Below are 17388 nucleotides of genomic sequence, written 5' to 3'. Positions count from 1 at the left end.
GGACACCCGCTTCCACGCCACCCGTGTGTCCTTGAGCTTCTCCGGAGCGTCATCAAATGATCACCCTTCGCGGTGTCGACGTGCGCGTCGGCGCCCGTCTCCTGCTGTCGGACGTCACCGCCCACGTCGCCCCCGGCGACCGCGTCGGCCTGGTCGGCCGCAACGGCGCGGGCAAGACCACCCTGCTGAAGACCCTGGCCGGCGAACTGCAGCCGGCCGCGGGCACCATCACCCGGACCGGCCAGGTCGGCTATCTCCCGCAGGATCCTGCGGCGGCCGATCCGTCCCTCACCGTCGCCGGCCGCATCCTGTCGGCCCGCGGCCTCGACGAGGCCGAGCGCGCGCTGCGCGCCGCCGAGGCGGCCATGGCCGACCCCGCCCTGCAGGAGCAGGCGATGCGGCGGTACGTCCGGGCCGAGGCGGAGTTCGAGGCCCGCGGCGGGTACGCCGCGCAGGCCGAGGCCGCCCGCATCGCCGCCGGGCTCGGCCTGCCCGACCGGGTCATGACCCAGCGGGTCGGCACCCTGTCCGGCGGTCAGCGCCGCCGGGTCGAACTCGCCCGCATCCTGTTCGCCGAGCAGGGCACGCTGCTGCTCGACGAGCCCACCAACCACCTGGACGCCGACTCGGTGGCCTGGCTCCGGTCGTACCTCGCGAGCCGCACCGGCGGGCTGGTCCTGATCAGCCACGACACCGCGCTGCTCGACGACACCGTGAACAGGATCTGGCGCCTCGACGCCGACCGGGCCGCGCTGGAGGTGCACAACACCGGCTGGCGCACCTACCTGGCCGACCGTGACGCCGCCGAGCGCGGACGCGCCCGGCAGCGGGCCGTCGCCGAACGCAAGGCCGCCGCGCTGCACGCCCAGGCCGACAGGATGCGCGCCGGCAAGGCCACGGCCGTACGGGCCAAGGAGATGGCGCGCCGGGCCGACCGCATGCTGGCCGCGGTGGAGCCGGTCCGCCGCGCCGAGAAGGTCGCCCGCATCCGGCTGCCCGAGCCCGCCCCCTGCGGCCGCACCCCGCTCGGCGCGATCAGCCTGACCAAGGCGTACGGCGACCTGCGGGTGCTCACCGGTGTGGACCTGGCCGTGGACCGGGGCAGCCGGCTCGTCGTGCTCGGTCTCAACGGCGCGGGCAAGACCACGCTGCTGAAGATCCTGGCCGGACGGGAACGCCCCGACTCGGGCCGCGTGGTGCACGGGCCCGGTCTGCGGCTGGGCTACTTCGCGCAGGAGCACGACACGCTCGACCCGGCGCGCACCGTCGCCCAGAACCTCGCCGCCGCCGCGCCGCACCTGGGCGACGGCGAGGTGCGCCGGATCCTCGGCTCGTTCCTGTTCGTCGGGGACGACGCGGGCAAGCCCGCGGGCGTGCTGTCCGGCGGCGAGAAGACCCGTCTGGCGCTGGCCACCCTGGTCAGCTCGCAGGCCAACGTGCTGCTGCTCGACGAGCCCACCAACAATCTCGACCCGGCGTCCCGGGACGAGGTGCTGGCGGCGGTCGCCTCCTACCAGGGCGCCGTCGTGATGGTCACCCATGACGAGAAGGCCGTGGAGGCCCTGCGCCCCGACCGCGTCCTGCTGCTGCCCGACGGGGTCGAGGACATGTGGAACTCCGGTTACGCCGGTCTCGTGTCCCTGGCCTGACCTCCCGGTGCCTGATTGCCCGGTGCCTGATTGCCCGGGGCGGCCGCCGGCGCCAGCCGCATGCGGACGAGCATGGCGGCGCCGGCGACCGCGCCGGGCATCAGTACGACGCTCAGGAGCGGCACCATGAACGCGACGAAGAGCGGCACGCCGAACCCGAGCGAGGCGGACATGTTCGACCGGAGCACGGCGAAACGCTCCTTGCGCCGCAGACCCCGGCGTTCCATCGCCAGGGCGGTCAGTTCGACCGTGAGGAAGAACCCGGAGACGAACGCCCCCACCACGGGCACCACGGTCTGCCCGACGACCGGCACGAAGCCGAGCACGAACAACGGCACGGAGAACAGCAGGACCCACCAGAGCGTGACGAGGCTGTCGCGGATCGACCGGAACAGGGACGCCCAGAAAGGCAGGTCGCCACCGTCGGGGGGCCCGCCCAGGTCCTCCTCGACCTTCTCCGAGAGCTTCTCGTAAAAGGGGTCGCCGATCACCAGCGTGACGGCGGTGAACGTCAGCACGGCGAGCGCGAGACCCGCCACGAAGATCATCACGCCGACCAGCGTGCGGAACCCGTCGCGCCAGCCCCAGTCGTCCGCGAACGGCGTCGCCCAGGCCGCCACGTCGGTCGCGTGCGTGCCCAGCCAGACCAGCGCCAGGGCGTAGAGCACCAGGGCGATCAGGGCCGGGATCAGCCCGAACACCCACCAGCGGGGATGCCGGGCGACCCAGCCGAGTCCCCGGAAGCAGAAACCGATCCCCTCGGCGAAACCGCCGACGCCGCGCCGTCCGGCGGGCCGCCCGATGCCACTCATGGCGGGCAGGCTAGCGCCACAAGGTCGTCACCGGCACGCCCAGATCGGCGAAAAGGCGGCGAAGCAGGGGCAGCGAGATGCCGAGCACGTTGCCGTGGTCGCCTTCGATGCCCTCCACGAACCAGCCGCCCAGGCCGTCGAGCGTGAACGACCCCGCCACGCCCAGCGGTTCCCCGCTGGCGACGTACGCCTCGATCTCCTCGTCCGACGGCGTGCCGAACCGCACCACGGTTGCCGCCACCTCGGACACCCTGCGGCCCGCGGCCACGTCGACCACGCAGTGCCCGGTCAGCAGCCGGCCGGTCCTGCCCCGCATCATGTGCCAGCGGCGCACCGCGTTCTCCGGCGTCCCCGGCTTGCCGTACGCGACGCCGTCGAGTTCGAGCACCGAGTCGCAGCCGATCACGATGCCGTCGCCGAGCGTCCGGGAGACGGCGTCCGCCTTGGCCACGGCCAGTTTCAGGCACAGCTCCCCAGGGGTTCCGGCCGTGATCGCGTCCTCGTCGACGCCGCTGACGATCACCTTGGGATCGAGCCCGGCCGCCCGCAGCACACCGAGGCGGGCGGGCGAGGCGGAGGCGAGAACCAGGTGCGTCACACGCTCAAGCCTAGTCGCTTCTACTATGTCTGGCGTTTGCCGATCATTTGCGGGGGATGCCGGTGTCAAAAGCCACGGTCAAAGAGCGTGCGCGCTACTGGTTCGACAACACCATGGCCAAGGGCACGGCCGCCCTCATCGGCTGGCTGGCCCTGGTGTCGCTGGTACTCATCGTGGTGATCAGCGCGCTCACCATGTGGCTCACCCCCGACGAGGCGCTCCGGCACGACGGCTGGCCGGGGGTGCTGTGGCTGTCGCTCATGCACGCGCTCAGCCCGGGAAAGATCGCCGGAGACGCCGGGACGGCGCCCTTCCTCGCCATCATGCTGGGCGCCTCCCTCGGCGGCATCTTCATCGTCAGCATCCTCGTGGGCGTGCTCTCCGCCGGTTTGCGCGGCAAGATCGAGGAACTGCGCAAGGGGCGTTCACGCGTCATCGAGAGCGGCCACACGGTCATCCTCGGCTGGTCCGAGCAGCTCTACACGATCGTCTCCGAACTGGTGAAGGCACACGCCAGCCAGCGCGGCTCGGTCATCGCGATCCTGGCCGACAAGGACAAGCCGACGATGGAGGACGCCATCCGGGCGCGGGTGGGCGACACCGGCAGGACACGGCTGGTCTGCCGCACCGGCAGTCCCACAGAGCCGGCGGACCTCGACCTGATGAGCCTGAGCACCGCGCGTACGGTCGTGGTGCTGTCCCCCGAGAAGGACGACCCGGACGCGCACGTCATCAAGACCCTGCTCGCGCTGGCCAAGCGGGCCGGGGACCATCCTCCGGTCATCGCCGCCGTCGCCTCCTCGCGCAACATGGCCGCCGCCCGGCTCGCCGGCGGGCGGGGCGTCCACCTGGTCGACAGCGACGACATCGCCGCCCGGCTGATCGTGCAGTCGTCCCGCCAGTCCGGCGTGTCTGTGGTCTGCATGGACCTGCTGAACTTCGACGGCGGCGAGATGTACCTGCGCCGCGAACCCTCCGTGGCGGGCAAGTCGTACGGCGAGGCACTCGACGCGTACGCGACCGCGACCGTCCTCGGCCTGCGCGGGCCCGGCGGCGTGGTGCTCAACCCGCCGCCGGACACGGTGATCGGGACCTCAGACGAACTCGTCGTGCTCGCCCAGGACGACTCCCTCATCCGCCTGGCCAACGGCACGGCGCCCGCCGACGAACGGCAGATCGTCCCCGCGCGAGCCCCCGAGCCGGCCGCCGAGCGGACGCTGATGCTCGGCTGGAACGGCCGGGCCGCGCGGATCATCCGCTACCTGGACGGCTACGTGACCCCCGGGTCGGTGCTCGACGTCGCCAGTGACCATCCCGGCGCCGGGGCAGGCCTGGCGAACCTCGCCAACCTGACGGTGAACGTCAAGGAGTGCGACGGCACCGACAGGTACGCCCTGGAGTCCCTCGGCGTCGGCGTCTACCAGCACGTCATCGTGCTTTCCGACGACCGGTACGCCCCGCGCCACGCCGACACCCGGACGCTGATGACGCTGCTGCAACTGCGCGACATGCAGGCGACCCTCGGCGAGAAGTACTCGATCGTGAGCGAGATGCACGACGAGAACAACCGCTCGCTCGCCGAGGTCACCGAGGCCGACGACATCGTGATCAGCGACACCGTCATCGGCCTGCTGCTCGCGCAGCTCGCCGAGAACCCGCACCTCGCCGAGGTCTTCGGGCAGCTCTTCGACTCCGCGGGCTCGGAGGTCTACCCGCGGCCCGTGGAGAACTATGTGACCACCGGCACACCCGTCGCCTTCCGCACGATCGTGGAGTCGGCCCTGCGGCGCGGCGAGACCGCGATCGGATACCGCGTGGCGGCGAGGGTCGGCGAGCCGCCCCACTACGGCGTCGTGCTCAACCCGGACCGGTCCCGGGCGATGACGTTCGCTCCCGGTGACTCCGTGATCGTCCTCGCCGAGCACTGAGCCCGGCCATCCCCCTCACTCGCCGAGACCGGCGCGGCGGGCGCGCACCACGGCCTGCGCCCGGTCGGCCACCTGGAGCTTGGCGAAGACGGACGTCAGGTGGTTCTTCACGGTCTTCTGGCTGAGGAACAGGGCGCGGGCGATCTCCGCGTTCGACCTGCCGGACGCGAGCAGGTCGAGGATCTCCCGCTCCCTGGCGGTGAGCTCGGGGAACGGCGTGACGGCCGGGCCCGGCGCCAGGAACCTGCGGATGCGCCGGGCCACCGCGGGGCCGTACACGGCCTCGCCCCTGGCGACGGCCCGGACGGCGGCGATGAACTCCGCCCCGCCCGTGCCCTTGAGGACGTAGCCGCGCGCGCCCGCCCGCAGGGCGGCGAACACCGACGCGTCGTCCTCGCTCATCGTCAGCACGAGCACGCCCAGGGCGGGGTCGCGGTCGATCAGCCGGCGGGTGGCCTCGATCCCCGAGGTGCCCGGCATCACCAGGTCCATCACGACCACGTCGGGCCGCAGCGACAGGGCGAGGGCGACGGCCTCGTCGCCGTCTCCCGCCTCGCCCACCACCTCGGCGCCGCCGACCTGTTCGAGCAGCGCCCGCAGGCCGTGCCGCAGCAGCGGGTGGTCGTCCACCAGCAGGACGCGCACCGGCTCGGCGGCCTCGGGATCGGCCGTGGGGTCGGCCTCCGGGTCGGTCGTGGAATCGGCCTTGGGGTCGGCTTTGGGGTCGATCACAGCGGCAGCACCGCCTCCACCGTCGTGCCCGCCCCTGAGGCGGACGTCCTGCGCAACACGCCGCCGAGTTCCGCGGCGCGCTCTCTCATGCTGCCCGATCCCACACCCTCGACGAGCGGCTCGGGCAGTCCCCGGCCGTCGTCGCGGACGCGCAGGACCAGTCCGTCCCGCTCGATCCCGGCGACGATCTCGATGGTCCGGGCCCGCGCGTGACGCAGGGCGTTGGCCAGGGCCTCCTGAGCGATGCGGTAGGCCGCCACCTCGACGGCGGCGGGCAACTCGGGCAGCGGCTCCGGCACCCGGACCATGACGGCCGGGCCGCCCTCCGCGGCCTCCTCCGTGTCCAGGGCCAGGTCCTCCAGGGCCCCGGCCAGCCCGAGCTCGTCCAGCGCCGGCGGCCTCAGGTCGTGGACGATTCTCCGCACGTCGCCGACGAGGCCCTGGACGAGCTGCCTGACCTCCGACAGCGACGACCGCACGGCCGGCGACACGCCCGTGGCGGTGGCCTCTATCACGTCGAGCCGTACGCCGATGGCGGCCAGGCCGGGCCCGAGACCGTCGTGGAGGTCACGGCGGAGCCTGCGCCGTTCCTCCTCCCTGGCGATGACCAGCCGCTCCCGTGACGTCTGCACCTCAGTGGCGAGCCGCACGGCGGCGAGGGCGACCGCGAGCTGACGGGCGAGGTCGTCGAGCACGGCCAGGTCGGCCGCCGACAGGGGCTTCGCCCGGCGAGCGGGGGGGCGGCGCGCAGCTCCCCCTCCACGCGTCCGCCCACGACGAGCGGCAGCCGTACGCCGTCGGCGGGGACCCCGCCCTCGGCGCAGACCGGCGTGCCGTCGGCCGCGAGCACGGCGACCGCGGGCAGCCGCAGCGTGTGCGCCACGGTCTCCGCCGCGCGGTCGAGCAGCCGCGTCGGTTCGGCCGACGACTCCAGGCGCTGGCCGAGCAGGGACAGCGCGGCGGCCGGGTCGCCCCGGTTGCCGAACAGCAGACGGCCGACGGCCCGCTGCGCGGCGTCGCGTACGGGTGCGAACGCCAGCGCGACGACGGCGGTGGCGGCGAGCGGCTGGAGGACTCCGCTCCCGGTTCGCAGGAGCGTGCCGATCGTGGCCACGGTGACCAGGTAGGCCCCCAGCAGCACGACCGTGACCAGCGCGTACACGACGGTGCGCCGGATCAGCACCTCGATCTCGAACAACCGGTAGCGGAAGATCGAGACCGCCGTGGCCGCGGGGAACAGCGGCAGTGCCGCGGCCTGCAGCCACACCCCCACGGGCGGGTCGGGCGGCAGCAGGGTGTCGGCGACGACCGAGAGCCCCACCGCGACGACGGCCGCGAACACCGGCAGGAGGCGGCGCCTGTTGTCCGAGCGCGTGACCCGGGTGGCCAGCGCCGCGACCCCCGACAGGGCCAGCCCGGTCACCACCACGCCGAAGGCGACTTCCGCGACGGGATCCGTGGGGACGAACCCAAAGGAGCTGGGCACCTCGTGTCCCCAGACCCAGATGCGGTCGCGGAGCATGAGCATGACCTGGAGCACCGCCATCGCGGCGACGGCCGCGACCAGCACCGGCCGCCAGCGCGGCGACGGCAGCCGTCCGTCGGGCAGCAGCAGCGGCAGCAGCAGAAGCGGCCCGAAACCGGTGAAGAACACCCAGTTCGTCACCCACGCGGCGAGCAGGGCGCCGGGCAGCCCGTGCGGCTGGGCGTACGCGGCGTATCCCCCGGACAGCGCCTGGAGCGCCAGCCCGGCGCCGCTCAGGCAGAACAGCCGGCCGATGGGGTGCCGCGGCGACCGCGACAGGATCAGCACGCCGACCGCCGGGCAGGTCAGTCCGACGACCGCGTCGAGCACCAGATAGGTGGTGTCCGGCGCGGGCACGACCGTGGTGAGTGCGACGCCGGCGACGACGGCCGCCCCGCACAGGACGGGGATCGCCCAGAGCCATCGGGGCCACGTACTGCTTCGCATCAGGACATCATTGGACATTCCTCCACTCGAAGGGAATGGGACCCGGGTCCCGTCCCACCCGGGACCCTCTTGGGCCCGGACGCCGGGACGGGAAAGGGATCCGGCCCTCAGGCGGACGGGACCGCCGGGGCGCTGCAATCGGCCCATGCGAACGAACCCGTCAACCACCATCCCCATCGAGGCCGTCGCTCCCGCCGCCCGCGAGCCGCGGCTCGCTGTGTACGGCGTCACCCTGGCCGCCCTCGTGCTACCTGTCGTGGCCCTCGCCGTCTCGCAGGGCGCCGACCTCAACCGGATCGGCGACGCCCCGATCGGCATCCAGATCGCCGTCTACAGTCAGGCGTTCATGCCCGCGCTCGCCGCGCTCGTCGCGTGCCTGGCCGGCGGCGGTGTCCGCGCCGTGGGACTGGGGTTTCCACCGGGTGCCCTGGCGCACGCTCGCCGCCGCGTGGGCCGTGCCCGTCCTCGGCACCGGCCTCGCGTACGGCACGGCCTGGCTGACCGGCGCCGCCCGCTTCGACCCGGGCAACCTCGCCGCGTCCACCGGGCTGCATCCGGCGCTCGGCGTGGTGCTCGGCCTCGTTCCCGGCGTGGCGCCGTTCGTCGTCCTGGCGCTCGGCGAGCAGCTCGGCTGGAGCTCCCTGCTCGTCACGAGGCTCGCCGCGCGCCGGGGCCCGGCCGCGACGGCGGTGATCCTCGGCCTGGCCTGGGCCTCGTTCCACTACCCGCTGATGCTGTTCGTGCCGGGGGCGGTCGAGAAGGGCGTGCCGGTGCCGTACGCGCTGCTGATGTTCACGCTCCAGACGGTCACGCTGGCCTTTCCGCTCGTGTGGCTGCGCCTGCGTACGCGGAGCATCTGGCCGGTCCTGGTGCTCCACGCCACGATGAACGCGTCGCTGTACTTCGTGGCCGAGGCGATGACGTCGGCGCACGACAGGTCGGCCTGGATGGTCGGCGAGGGCGGCGCCCTCACCACGGCGGGGCTGGCGGTGGCCGTGCTCCTGACCAACCGCCTGTGGCGGCGCCCGCGCTCCTGCTAGAGCGCCTTGACGGACGACATCACCTTGTTGATGTCGTGCCAGCGCTTCTTCTGGCTGTCGGGGATCGTGACGAACACGACCGCGGGCTTCTTCTCCGGCACGTCCACGAGGGCCAGCGCCGCGGCGGAGACCCGCTTCTTGCCCTTGAGCGTGTAGTGCACGGTGTAGCCGAGCAGCCAGCCCTCCCGCTTGCCCGCCTTGAAGGGCTGGGAGGCCGTCCAGGTGATCGTCGCGCCCGAGGGGTGATGGTTGAGCGTCCACCGGGCGGCCAGGAAGGCGGTGTCGCGCAGCGTCTTCTGCTCGGGGATCGGCACGGGGCAGGAGACCAGCATCCCGCGGTACGACGCGCCCTTGACCTTGGGCAGCAGCTGACGGGAGGCGAAGGGCGCGGGCTTGGCCAGCGCCCATGTCTTGGTGAAGCGGGGCAGGGCGACGCCGGAGCGCCGGTCCTTGACCAGGCCGTGGGTGGCGGCCGCCCGGCCGGGCAGGCTGCGGAGCCTGCGGCTGTTCTTCGGCAGCGCGGGCAGGCGGGGGTCCTTCAGGGCCGCCGCCAGCGCGGGATCGACCGCGTCCGCGCCGGCCGCCGGACTCGAGGCGGCGCTCGCGGTCGTGCCGGGGGTCGCGCTCGTCCCGGTGCTGGCGACAGGGCTGGACAGAGCGCTGGACAGTGGACTCGACAGAGGACTGAGACCGGGCGTGGCCACCGCGCCCGCGGCCGGTGCGGCGGCGCCGGACGCGGCCGAGGCCGACGCGGCCGAAGGGACGACGACGGCCGCGGAGTGAGGCGGCGGCGCGGCGGCCGTGGCGGCGGGGTCGTCCCGGTTCAGCAGCACGACGGTCGCGCCCGCCCCCAGGACGACGACTCCCGCGGCGACCGCGATCGCCCGATAGACCACCCGCATCGGCAGGTCCCCGAGGCCCTTGGACGAGCTCGCCGGTGGCGGCGCCACAGGGACCGTGATCTTCGGTAGCGGAGTGGTCTCGGCCTCGGCCGCTATGTAAGAGGGGACGGCCTTCGTCCCATAGTCCCCAGGTGACACGATCGGGAGCGTACGGCAAATCCCGGTATTTCGGGTGCCTTCCCCATCACACTTCGGGAACGCCCACCCGCAGCCATGGCGCGTCGGCGACCACCGTCGCGGAGCCCGGTGCGATCTCGGTGAAGCCGGCGTCCCTGACCACCGGCAGCCCGCTCGCGGCCAGCGCGTCCCACCGGTCCGGGCCGGCCGTCCTGACCCGTACGGCGAAGCCGCGCTCGCGCCAGGCCGCCCTGTCCGCCTCGCCCGCACCCCACCAGGCGAACTGGGCGCCGTGCCCCGCCTGGGCCATCGCCTTGCCCGCCGTCATCTCCAGGCGGGGGTTGATCCAGAGCACCACGTCGTCGGGGCCCGCCTCCGGCGGGGCGGCGTCGTCGGAGAGCTCCGTGCCCGACACCTGCAGCCGGGCGAGGTCACGCGGCCAGTCGTCGAGCGGCACGGGCGGATGCACCCGCACCTCGGCCGTGCGCACGGTGACGGTGATGCCGGGCAGGGCGAGCGCCCGCCGCCACTCGGCGCCGCGTGCCCGCCTGACCACCTTCCTGATCCGGCCGTCCTGCCACTCGGCGACCTCGTCGGGCCACTCACCGTCCCGGGCACGGTCAGCAGGCGCACCACCGCCGTCGCCGCCGCCTCCAGCGCGTCGGTGCGGCGCGGCGGCGCGGCCCGCTCGATCCGTACGACCAGGGGAAGAACGCGTTCGGTCACCCGACAAGGATCGCAGCTTCGCCGCGATCCCGGACACGCGTGACGATACGGGACGACATGAGCGCGGCGAGCAGGCACAGCACGCCCGCGCCGTACCACGCCAGGTCGTAGTTCCCCAGGTGGTCGCGGGTGACCCCGGCCACCGTGGCGACGACGCCGCGCCGACCTGGTGGGAGGCGAAGACCCACCCGAACACCACCGCGCCGTCCGCGCCGAAGATCCTGCGGCACAGCGCGACGGTCGGCGGCACGGTGGCCACCCAGTCGAGGCCGTAGAAGACGATGAAGACCAACATGCTCGGCTCGGCCGTGGCGGCGAACAACTGCGGCAGGACCAGCAGCGACAGTCCGCGCAGCGCGTAGTAGACGACGAGCAGGAGCCGCGGGTCCACCCGATCGCTCAGCCAGCCGGAGAAGACGGTGCCGGCGATGTCGAAGACCCCGATCACGGCGAGCAGCGAGGCGGCGGTGGTCTCCGGCATGCCGTGGTCGTGGGCGGCCGGGATGAAGTGGGTGCCGACCAGGCCGTTCGTGCTCGCGCCGCAGATGGCGAAGCCGAGCGCGAGATACCAGAAGTGCCGGGTGCGGGCCGCGTCCCGCAGCACGCGTACGGCCCGCGCGGCGGCGCCCTTGGCCGGCGTGCGCACGACCGGCTCGGCCGCGCCGAGCGCGGTCAGGCCGATCTCCTCGGGAGTGTCCCTGAGCAGGAACCACACAAGGGGGACGACGGCGAGCGCGGCCCCCGCCACCGTGACCGAGGCCCACCGCCAGCCCTGCATCTCGGCCAGGTGCGCGAGCACCGGAAGGAAGATCAGCTGCCCGGTCGCGCCTCCCGCCGTCAGCACGCCGGTGACCAGGCCGCGGTGCCGTACGAACCAGCGGTCGGTCAGCGTGGCGGCGAAGACGAGCGCCATCGAGCCGGTGCCGAGCCCGACCAGGACGCCCCACAGCGCGATGAGCTGCCAGCTCGCGGTCATGAACACGGTCAGGCCGCTGCCGGTCGCCACCAGCAGCAGGGCGCAGGCGACGACGCGGCGCATGCCGAAGCGGTCCATGAGCGCCGCCGCGAACGGCGCGCACAGCCCGTAGAGCATGAGGTTCACCGAGACCGCGAGCGAGATCGTGCCCCTCGTCCAACCGAACTCGTCCTCCAGCGGCGTGATCATCACGCCCGGCGTGGCGCGGAACCCGGCCGCCCCGATGATCGCGACGAAAGCGACGGCGGCGACGATCCACGCACGATGCAGCGACTTCATGGCGAGCATCCTCCCGTTGTGTCCACCGTGGGGACAGTGGCCGGGAGGTCAACATGTGAAAGAATCGGGCCATGCACCGCGTCGCCGTACTGGCCCTGGACGACTTCGCCACCCTCGATCTGGGCATCCCCGGACAGGTGTTCTGGGCCGCCCGCGACCGCGGCCCGCTGTACGAGGTCGTCACCTGCACCCCCGGAGGCCGCCCGGTGCGCGGCCAGGCCGGCTTCAGCATCGTCCCCGACCACGACCTGGGCGTTCTCGCGACGGCGGACACGGTGGTGGTGCCGGGCATCCACAGCGGGCCGCCACTGGAGGACGGCACGCTCGACGAGGAGGTGCGCGCGGCGCTGTGGGGCGTCGTGGGGCGCGCCCGGCTCATCTCGATCTGCACCGGGGCCTTCGTGCTGGCCGCCGCGGGCCTGCTGGACGGGCGCCCCGCGACGACCCATTGGCGCAACGCCGCGGACTTCCGCGCGCTGTTCCCCCGCGTACGGCTCGACCCTGACGTGCTGTTCATCGACGACGGCGACGTGCTGACCTCGGCCGGCGTGGCCGCGGGCATCGACCTGTGCCTGCACGTCATCCGGCGTGACCACGGCAGCGAGGTGGCCAACCGCACCGCCCGCCGGTGCGTCACCCCGCCGTTCCGGGAGGGCGGGCAGGCCCAGTACATCGAGCGGCCGCTGCCCGATCCCGCCGGGACCACCACCGCGCCCACCCGTGCGTGGATGCTCGAACACCTGGAGGAACCGGTCAACCTCGCCGCCCTGGCCGCGCACGCCCGCATGAGCGTGCGGACGTTCACCCGCAGGTTCCGGGAGGAGACCGGCCTCAGCCCGGCCAGGTGGCTCGCCGGACAGCGGATCGCGCACGCCCGGCACCTGCTGGAGACCACCGACCTGCCGGTCGACGCGATCGCCAGGAAGGCCGGGTTCGGCAGCGCGGTCTCGCTCCGCCAGCACCTCCACGCCGCCGTCGGGGTGTCCCCCCTGGTCTACCGGCAGACGTTCCGCACTCCCGCCGCCGTCGGCTGATCGATGTCAGCGGCGGTTGCCCGCGGCCGGGCCACGCCAGGCGTACGGGTTGCCCGACCGGCGTCCGGGCTCACGGAGCACCGGGCTGTCCGCGGGCTGCTGTCTGCGGGCCCGCCGCTTGCGCATGAACAGCCAGGCGAGGCCGAGCACGACCATCCCGATCGGCGTACGCGCCAGCCAGCGGGTGACGACGAGCTGCAGGATCCTCTTCATGACACCCGCCCCTACCCGGCACGCGTGTGACCATGTGCGCAGATCAATGATGAGTAGGCGGTATCTCGAAGCCGAACTTCTCACCCAGCGCGTGGACGTCCTTGCGATCCTTTTCTTCCGGCGCGTACGCCGTCTTGAACGCGAACATCCACTCCGGGGCGACGCAGTCCACGGTATGGCCGTTGATTTCGCCCTGTCCGGTGAGTGAGCCGTAGGGATATTCGATCCCGTAGATGTTCTTTCCGGACTCGTCGTATTCGAATACATGCACGTCGATGCCACGGCCCCGGCCATCGGTCAGGACGTAGTTCCACGCGGTGTCGCCGCCGTCGCGCCTCTTCGTGTACCCGAGACCCTTCATCTGTTCGATGAATTTCTCTTCGTCTTTGTGGTCGATCGCCACATCGAGGTCCGGGTGACCTCTCGTCTGCTTTCCCAGAAGGGCATCGACGCACCAGCCGCCGTCGATCCAGATCTTCACTCCACGTGCGGCAAGGTATCCGTAGATGCCGGAGACCGTTTCGGCGTCCATCAAGACACCGAGAGCCGCCCTCCGGACGGAGGACGGCTCCTGCGATGGTTCAGCCATGGTGGAGCTATGGGGATTCGAACCCCAGACCCCTTCCATGCCATGGAAGTGCGCTACCAGCTGCGCTATAGCCCCTTGCCCACGCCGCGTCGGCGGCGCTCCGCCAGTGTATAGGACTTCCGCGGCGTGGGTGTAACCGAGAACGTTTCAGCAGGCGCAGGCGGCCCCCGCGGGCGCGGTGAGCGGATCCGCCGGACGAGTGCGCACTCCGGAGGGCTCCACGACCGGGAACCCCTCACGTGCCCAGTATTCGAACCCGCCGATCATCTCCTTGACCCGGTAGCCCAGCCGGGCGAACTCCAGCGCCGCGCGGGTCGCGCCGTTGCAGCCCGGCCCCCAGCAGTACGTGACCACCGTCACGTCACGGGGGATCAGCGCGGGCGCCCGGGCGGCGATCTCCGCCGTGGGCAGGTGGACGGCGCCCTCGATGTGACCCTGCCGCCAGCTCTCCGCGCTGCGGGAGTCCACCACGACGATCCCCGGCTCCCCGGAGAGCAGATCGGCGCGTACGTCGGACACGTCGGTCTCGAAGGCCAGGCGGGCGGTGAAGTGGGCGACGGCGGCGGCCGGCTCGGCGGCCGGGGTGTGCGTTACGGCGGACATGCCGACCAGGGTGCCCGGCCGCCCTGCCACCACAGAAGAGGCATGAACGCCCGATATCGCTAATATCCCGCCATGCTCCCGCTCCCCGACCGGAGCCGTACCGTGTCGGTGCTGGCCTTCGACGGCATGAGCCCCTTCGAACTGGGCTGCGTCGTCGAGGTCTTCGGCCTGCCCCGCCCGGAGCTGGACGTCCCGTGGTACGAGCTGGCCGTGTGCGCGGAAAGGCCCGGCCCGCTGCGGGCGGTCGGCGGGTTCACGATCGAGGCGGCGCACGGGCTGGACGTCTTCGCCGGGGCGCGGACCGTGATCGTGCCCGGCGTCCCCGACGTGCGTGCCGAGGTGTCCCCCGCGCTCACGGCCGCGCTGCGCCGGGCGCACGACGGCGGGGCCCGGGTCGTGTCGATCTGCTCCGGCGCCTTCGCCCTCGCCGCCGCCGGGCTGCTCGACGGCCGGGCCGCGACGACCCACTGGAGGTACGCAGCGCTGCTCCAGCGGCGCTTTCCCGAGGTCAGGGTGGACCCCGGGGTGCTGTACGTGGACGAGGCGACGTGCTCACCAGCGCGGGCAGCGCGGCGGGCCTCGACCTGCTCGTCCATCTCGTGCGGCGCGACCACGGGCCGAGCGTGGCCAACGCGGTGGCCCGCAGGCTGGTGGTGCCGCCGCACCGGGAGGGCGGGCAGGCGCAGTTCGTCGAGGCGCCGGTCGCGGCGGTGGACGACGACCCGGTGGGCAGGGCGATGGACTGGGTGCTCGCCGATCTCACCCGGCCGGTCACGGTCGCCGCCCTGGCCCGGGTCGCCGGGATGTCGGAGCGCGGCTTCATCCGGCACTTCGGGCGCCGCACCGGGACGAGCCCCCTGCGATGGGTGATCGCGCAGCGGATCGCGGCCAGCCTGCCGCTCCTCGAGACGACGGCGGCCCCGATAGAGGAGATCGCAGCCGCCGTCGGATTCGAAAGCCCGGTGACGTTCCGCCACCATTTCGGCCGTTCGATGCGTACGTCGCCGTCGGCGTACCGGAAGGCGTTCCGGCGTTAGGGGATCGTCAGCGAGAACCAGACGGTCTTGCCTCCGGCGACCCGGCTGGTCCCCCAGTGCTCGGCGAGCTGGCTGACCAGGTAGAGCCCCCTGCCGTCCTCGTCGAGCGGGCCGGGCTCGCGCACCACCGGCAGCCGGTGGTCGTCGTCGCTCACCTCGCACAGCAGGTGGTCGGTGCGCAGCAGCCTGATGGTGATGGGCCGCTGGGTGTGCTGCACGGCGTTGGTGACGAGCTCGCCGGCGAGCAGTTCGGCCACCGGGGTCATCGACGTGAGGCCCCACGAGCAGAGCGTCCGGCGGACCAGGCCGCGTACGCGCGACGGCGTCGTCGGCTGGGGTTCCAGCAGCCACTGGGCGACGTGCTCGCTGGGGATGCCGCGGAACCGGATGGCCAGCACGGTGACGTCGTCGGTCCTCCCCGCGGACAGCACGTCGTCGCTCAGCGCCTCGATCGAGGTGCCGTTCGCGAGCCTGCGGCGCAGCGACTCCACGCTCAGCCCGATGTCCTGCCCGCGCTCCTCCACGAGCCCGTCGGTGTAGAGGACGAGCATGCTGCCGTCCTCCGCCGCGATCTCCATCGTCTCGAACGGCGTGCGGCCCAGGCCGATAGGCGGGCACCGGGGCGGCGACAGCACCTCCGCCTTGCCGTCCGGTCCCAGCAGGATCGGCGGCAGGTGCCCGGCGCTCGCGATCGTGCATCTGCGCAGCACCGGGTCGTACACGCAGTAGACGCAGGTGGTGAGCGTCTGCGCGGCCAGCCGCTGGGCCATCTCGTCGAGCGAGTGGAGCACCTGCTCGGCCGGCAGGTCGAGCGAGGCCAGGGTCTGCACGGCCGTGCGGAGCTGGCCCATCACGGCCGCGGCGGCCAGCCCGTGTCCCATCACGTCGCCGACGACCAGGGCCACCCTGCTGCCCGGCAGCGGGATGACGTCGTACCAGTCGCCGCCCACCCGCTCGGCGGCGGGCTTGTAGCGGTAGGCGATCTCCAGCCCGGGCAGGTCGGGCGGGTCGCCCGGCCGCATCCCGCGCTGGAGGGTCTCCAGGGTCTCGTCCTGCTGGCGGTCCCGCCGCCCGTGGTGGATCGCGAGCGCGGCGGGCACGGCGAACTGTCCCGCGGCGAGCACGTGAATCTCCCCGAAGGGCGGCCGCCGGGCGTCCCGCGCCAGCAGCGCGCAGCCGACGGGCTTGCCGTACGCCCGGAGGGGCACGGCGAGCAGATGCCCGTCGAGCAGGGCCGCCTCACCGATCCCGTCGCCGGCCCAGCGCGGCGGCAGCCGTCCGTCGGGATCGACCCGGTGCCAGACGGCGCCGTCCACGTAGACCGCGGCGGCGTCGGCCAGCCACGGCACCACCGCCTCGCAGAGGACCCTCGTCGCGTCCTCCGGGCCGCGGCTCTCGCCGATGGCCCGGACGACCCCGCTGACCTGATTCAGCAGGGCTAACGGTTCCCCGTCTCCCGACACGGGTGTGGCCGCTCAGAATTGGTCACGCCGGCAGTTGACGAAGAGCTGGATTTCCGGCGGCGCCTGTGTGGTCGCCGGAGCGTACGAAAGGTGATTCTCCGACAGCACGCTGAAACCGGCGACTTCGATGACCTCGCGCAACTCGTCGCGCAGATATCCGGTCACCCGCACCGGAGCGCCGAGAAACTGGAAAGGCACGTCGTCGAGGTCGATTTCCACCATGCTCAGCGAGAACAGGCCGCCGGGGGCGAGCACGGCGTGGATCTTGCCGAGGGCCTGCTCGATCTCGGCCCGCGGCAGCATGAGCAGGCTGAAGAAGGCCGTCACGGCGTCGAACACGCCGAGCGAGTCGTCGAGGTCGAGCACGTCGCGTTCGAGGAACGTCCCGGTCGGCACGTTCTTCCTCGCCAGGTCCAGCATGACCGGGGAGATGTCGATGCCCATCACCTCGCAGCCCGCCTCGGCGAACTGCTGGGCGGTGGGCGAGCCCGTACCGCAGCCGACGTCGAGGACGCGCGCGCCCGGCTTGAGCTGCTTGATCATCCACTCTCCGGCGGCCACCTGGCCTTCCTTGTGCGGGAACGCCTCGTCGTACCTGCCGCCGATGCGGTTGAACGCCTCGGCCTGGATGGCGCGGTACTCCTGACGCGGATTGTCCGGTCCTGATTCGATTGTCATGGTCGCCGCCGTTAATGATCAGCCGTCTTTGCCTTCTTCT

General features: G+C 72.7%; 17 protein-coding genes, 1 tRNA gene and 1 pseudogene. 6 read left to right on the top strand and 13 right to left on the bottom strand.

The annotated features are described in order from the left end of the window. The first annotated feature begins 56 nt into the window (after nt 1-56). The gene (locus B1L11_RS21355; RefSeq protein WP_079316107.1) at nt 57-1649 is read left to right on the top strand and encodes an ABC-F family ATP-binding cassette domain-containing protein; all 1593 of its coding nucleotides are present in this window, start codon (nt 57-59) and stop codon (nt 1647-1649) included. On the opposite strand, the gene B1L11_RS21350 is transcribed toward B1L11_RS21355, so the two are convergent. Next, nucleotides 1622-2461: an EI24 domain-containing protein gene (locus B1L11_RS21350; RefSeq protein ID WP_079316106.1), complete on the bottom strand. Its 840-nt coding sequence runs from the start codon at nt 2459-2461 to the stop codon at nt 1622-1624. The genes B1L11_RS21355 and B1L11_RS21350 overlap by 28 nt on opposite strands. 10 nt (nt 2462-2471) lie before the next feature. Further along, on the bottom strand, nt 2472-3059 hold the full coding sequence (locus B1L11_RS21345; RefSeq protein WP_079316105.1) for a nucleoside triphosphate pyrophosphatase: 588 nt from the start codon (nt 3057-3059) through the stop codon (nt 2472-2474). Between the two features lie 62 nt (nt 3060-3121). Between B1L11_RS21345 and B1L11_RS21340 the strand changes: the two genes are divergently transcribed. Further along, on the top strand, nt 3122-4987 hold the full coding sequence (locus B1L11_RS21340) for a potassium transporter TrkA (protein ID WP_079316136.1): 1866 nt from the start codon (nt 3122-3124) through the stop codon (nt 4985-4987). A gap of 15 nt (nt 4988-5002) precedes the next feature. Here B1L11_RS21340 and B1L11_RS21335 read toward each other — a convergent pair whose 3' ends face one another. The 3 genes from B1L11_RS21335 to B1L11_RS51560 all read right to left on the bottom strand — a co-directional run bounded on the left by B1L11_RS21335 (nt 5003) and on the right by B1L11_RS51560 (nt 7691). Further along, nucleotides 5003-5632, bottom strand: a complete 630-nt coding sequence (locus tag B1L11_RS21335; protein ID WP_079316135.1) for a response regulator transcription factor — start codon at nt 5630-5632, stop codon at nt 5003-5005. An 83-nt stretch (nt 5633-5715) separates the two neighbouring features. Then, nucleotides 5716-6252, bottom strand: coding sequence for a sensor histidine kinase (locus B1L11_RS47010; protein ID WP_256862768.1), 537 nt, complete (start codon nt 6250-6252; stop codon nt 5716-5718). Continuing rightward, complete coding sequence (locus tag B1L11_RS51560; protein ID WP_256862764.1) at nt 6231-7691, bottom strand: hypothetical protein; 1461 nt, start codon at nt 7689-7691, stop codon at nt 6231-6233. The genes B1L11_RS47010 and B1L11_RS51560 overlap by 22 nt, the downstream gene beginning before the upstream one ends. A gap of 389 nt (nt 7692-8080) precedes the next feature. On the opposite strand from B1L11_RS51560, the gene B1L11_RS47005 reads away from it, so the two are divergent. After that, the gene (locus B1L11_RS47005) at nt 8081-8731 is read left to right on the top strand and encodes a CPBP family intramembrane glutamic endopeptidase (protein WP_179155261.1); all 651 of its coding nucleotides are present in this window, start codon (nt 8081-8083) and stop codon (nt 8729-8731) included. Here B1L11_RS47005 and B1L11_RS21315 read toward each other — a convergent pair. Both B1L11_RS21315 and B1L11_RS21305 read right to left on the bottom strand, forming a co-directional pair. Further along, complete coding sequence (locus B1L11_RS21315) at nt 8728-9771, bottom strand: hypothetical protein (RefSeq protein WP_143737436.1); 1044 nt, start codon at nt 9769-9771, stop codon at nt 8728-8730. The two genes, B1L11_RS47005 and B1L11_RS21315, sit on opposite strands and share 4 nt — an antisense overlap. A 46-nt stretch (nt 9772-9817) precedes the next feature. After that, complete coding sequence (locus B1L11_RS21305; protein WP_256862763.1) at nt 9818-11731, bottom strand: MFS transporter; 1914 nt, start codon at nt 11729-11731, stop codon at nt 9818-9820. 71 nt (nt 11732-11802) lie between these two features. Here B1L11_RS21305 and B1L11_RS21300 point away from each other — a divergent pair, with 71 nt between their 5' ends. After that, a complete protein-coding gene (locus tag B1L11_RS21300; RefSeq protein ID WP_079316102.1) occupies nt 11803-12765 on the top strand; it encodes a GlxA family transcriptional regulator in 963 nt (320 codons plus the stop codon). Nucleotides 12766-12771: 6 nt separating this feature from the next. On the opposite strand, the gene B1L11_RS21295 is transcribed toward B1L11_RS21300, so the two are convergent. The 4 genes from B1L11_RS21295 to B1L11_RS21280 form a co-directional block, all read right to left on the bottom strand. Next, nucleotides 12772-12978 (bottom strand): DUF6203 family protein, encoded by a 207-nt coding sequence (locus B1L11_RS21295; protein WP_079316101.1) that lies wholly within the window; start codon nt 12976-12978, stop codon nt 12772-12774. A gap of 43 nt (nt 12979-13021) precedes the next feature. Next, nucleotides 13022-13510, bottom strand: a complete 489-nt coding sequence (locus B1L11_RS21290) for a nucleotidyltransferase domain-containing protein (protein ID WP_079316133.1) — start codon at nt 13508-13510, stop codon at nt 13022-13024. Between the two features lie 56 nt (nt 13511-13566). After that, nucleotides 13567-13642, bottom strand: a tRNA-Ala gene (locus tag B1L11_RS21285). A 72-nt stretch (nt 13643-13714) separates the two neighbouring features. Next, complete coding sequence (locus B1L11_RS21280; RefSeq protein WP_079316132.1) at nt 13715-14170, bottom strand: rhodanese-like domain-containing protein; 456 nt, start codon at nt 14168-14170, stop codon at nt 13715-13717. 72 nt (nt 14171-14242) lie between these two features. Between B1L11_RS21280 and B1L11_RS54095 the strand changes: the two are divergent. Together B1L11_RS54095 and B1L11_RS54090 are read left to right on the top strand one after the other, a co-directional pair. Beyond that, nucleotides 14243-14599 (top strand): annotated as a pseudogene (locus B1L11_RS54095) (AraC family transcriptional regulator); the annotation flags it as partial. Nucleotides 14600-14769: 170 nt separating this feature from the next. Then, nucleotides 14770-15207: a helix-turn-helix domain-containing protein gene (locus B1L11_RS54090; protein ID WP_306291687.1), complete on the top strand. Its 438-nt coding sequence runs from the start codon at nt 14770-14772 to the stop codon at nt 15205-15207. Here the strand turns inward: B1L11_RS54090 and B1L11_RS21270 are convergent. Together B1L11_RS21270 and B1L11_RS21265 are read right to left on the bottom strand one after the other, a co-directional pair. Beyond that, nucleotides 15204-16670, bottom strand: coding sequence for an ATP-binding SpoIIE family protein phosphatase (locus B1L11_RS21270; RefSeq protein WP_079316100.1), 1467 nt, complete (start codon nt 16668-16670; stop codon nt 15204-15206). The genes B1L11_RS54090 and B1L11_RS21270 overlap by 4 nt on opposite strands. A gap of 12 nt (nt 16671-16682) precedes the next feature. After that, nucleotides 16683-17348, bottom strand: coding sequence for a class I SAM-dependent methyltransferase (locus B1L11_RS21265; RefSeq protein ID WP_079316099.1), 666 nt, complete (start codon nt 17346-17348; stop codon nt 16683-16685). Nucleotides 17349-17388 lie beyond the last annotated feature (40 nt).

It is taken from the genome of Microbispora sp. GKU 823 (assembly GCF_002027145.1).
Taxonomy (GTDB): domain Bacteria; phylum Actinomycetota; class Actinomycetes; order Streptosporangiales; family Streptosporangiaceae; genus Microbispora; species Microbispora siamensis.
This window is presented reverse-complemented; position numbering and strand designations above follow the sequence as displayed.

Bases quoted from the DNA above. Each gene is read 5' to 3' on its own strand.
- B1L11_RS21355 (WP_079316107.1), top strand. From the start codon at position 57: ATGATCACCCTTCGCGGTGTCGACGTGCGCGTCGGCGCCCGTCTCCTG.
- B1L11_RS21350 (WP_079316106.1), bottom strand. From the start codon at position 2,461: ATGAGTGGCATCGGGCGGCCCGCCGGACGGCGCGGCGTCGGCGGTTTC.
- B1L11_RS51560 (WP_256862764.1), bottom strand. From the start codon at position 7,691: ATGCGAAGCAGTACGTGGCCCCGATGGCTCTGGGCGATCCCCGTCCTG.
- B1L11_RS21305 (WP_256862763.1), bottom strand. From the start codon at position 11,731: ATGAAGTCGCTGCATCGTGCGTGGATCGTCGCCGCCGTCGCTTTCGTC.
- B1L11_RS21300 (WP_079316102.1), top strand. From the start codon at position 11,803: ATGCACCGCGTCGCCGTACTGGCCCTGGACGACTTCGCCACCCTCGAT.
- B1L11_RS21295 (WP_079316101.1), bottom strand. From the start codon at position 12,978: ATGAAGAGGATCCTGCAGCTCGTCGTCACCCGCTGGCTGGCGCGTACG.
- B1L11_RS21290 (WP_079316133.1), bottom strand. From the start codon at position 13,510: ATGGACGCCGAAACGGTCTCCGGCATCTACGGATACCTTGCCGCACGT.
- B1L11_RS21280 (WP_079316132.1), bottom strand. From the start codon at position 14,170: ATGTCCGCCGTAACGCACACCCCGGCCGCCGAGCCGGCCGCCGCCGTC.
- B1L11_RS21265 (WP_079316099.1), bottom strand. From the start codon at position 17,348: ATGACAATCGAATCAGGACCGGACAATCCGCGTCAGGAGTACCGCGCC.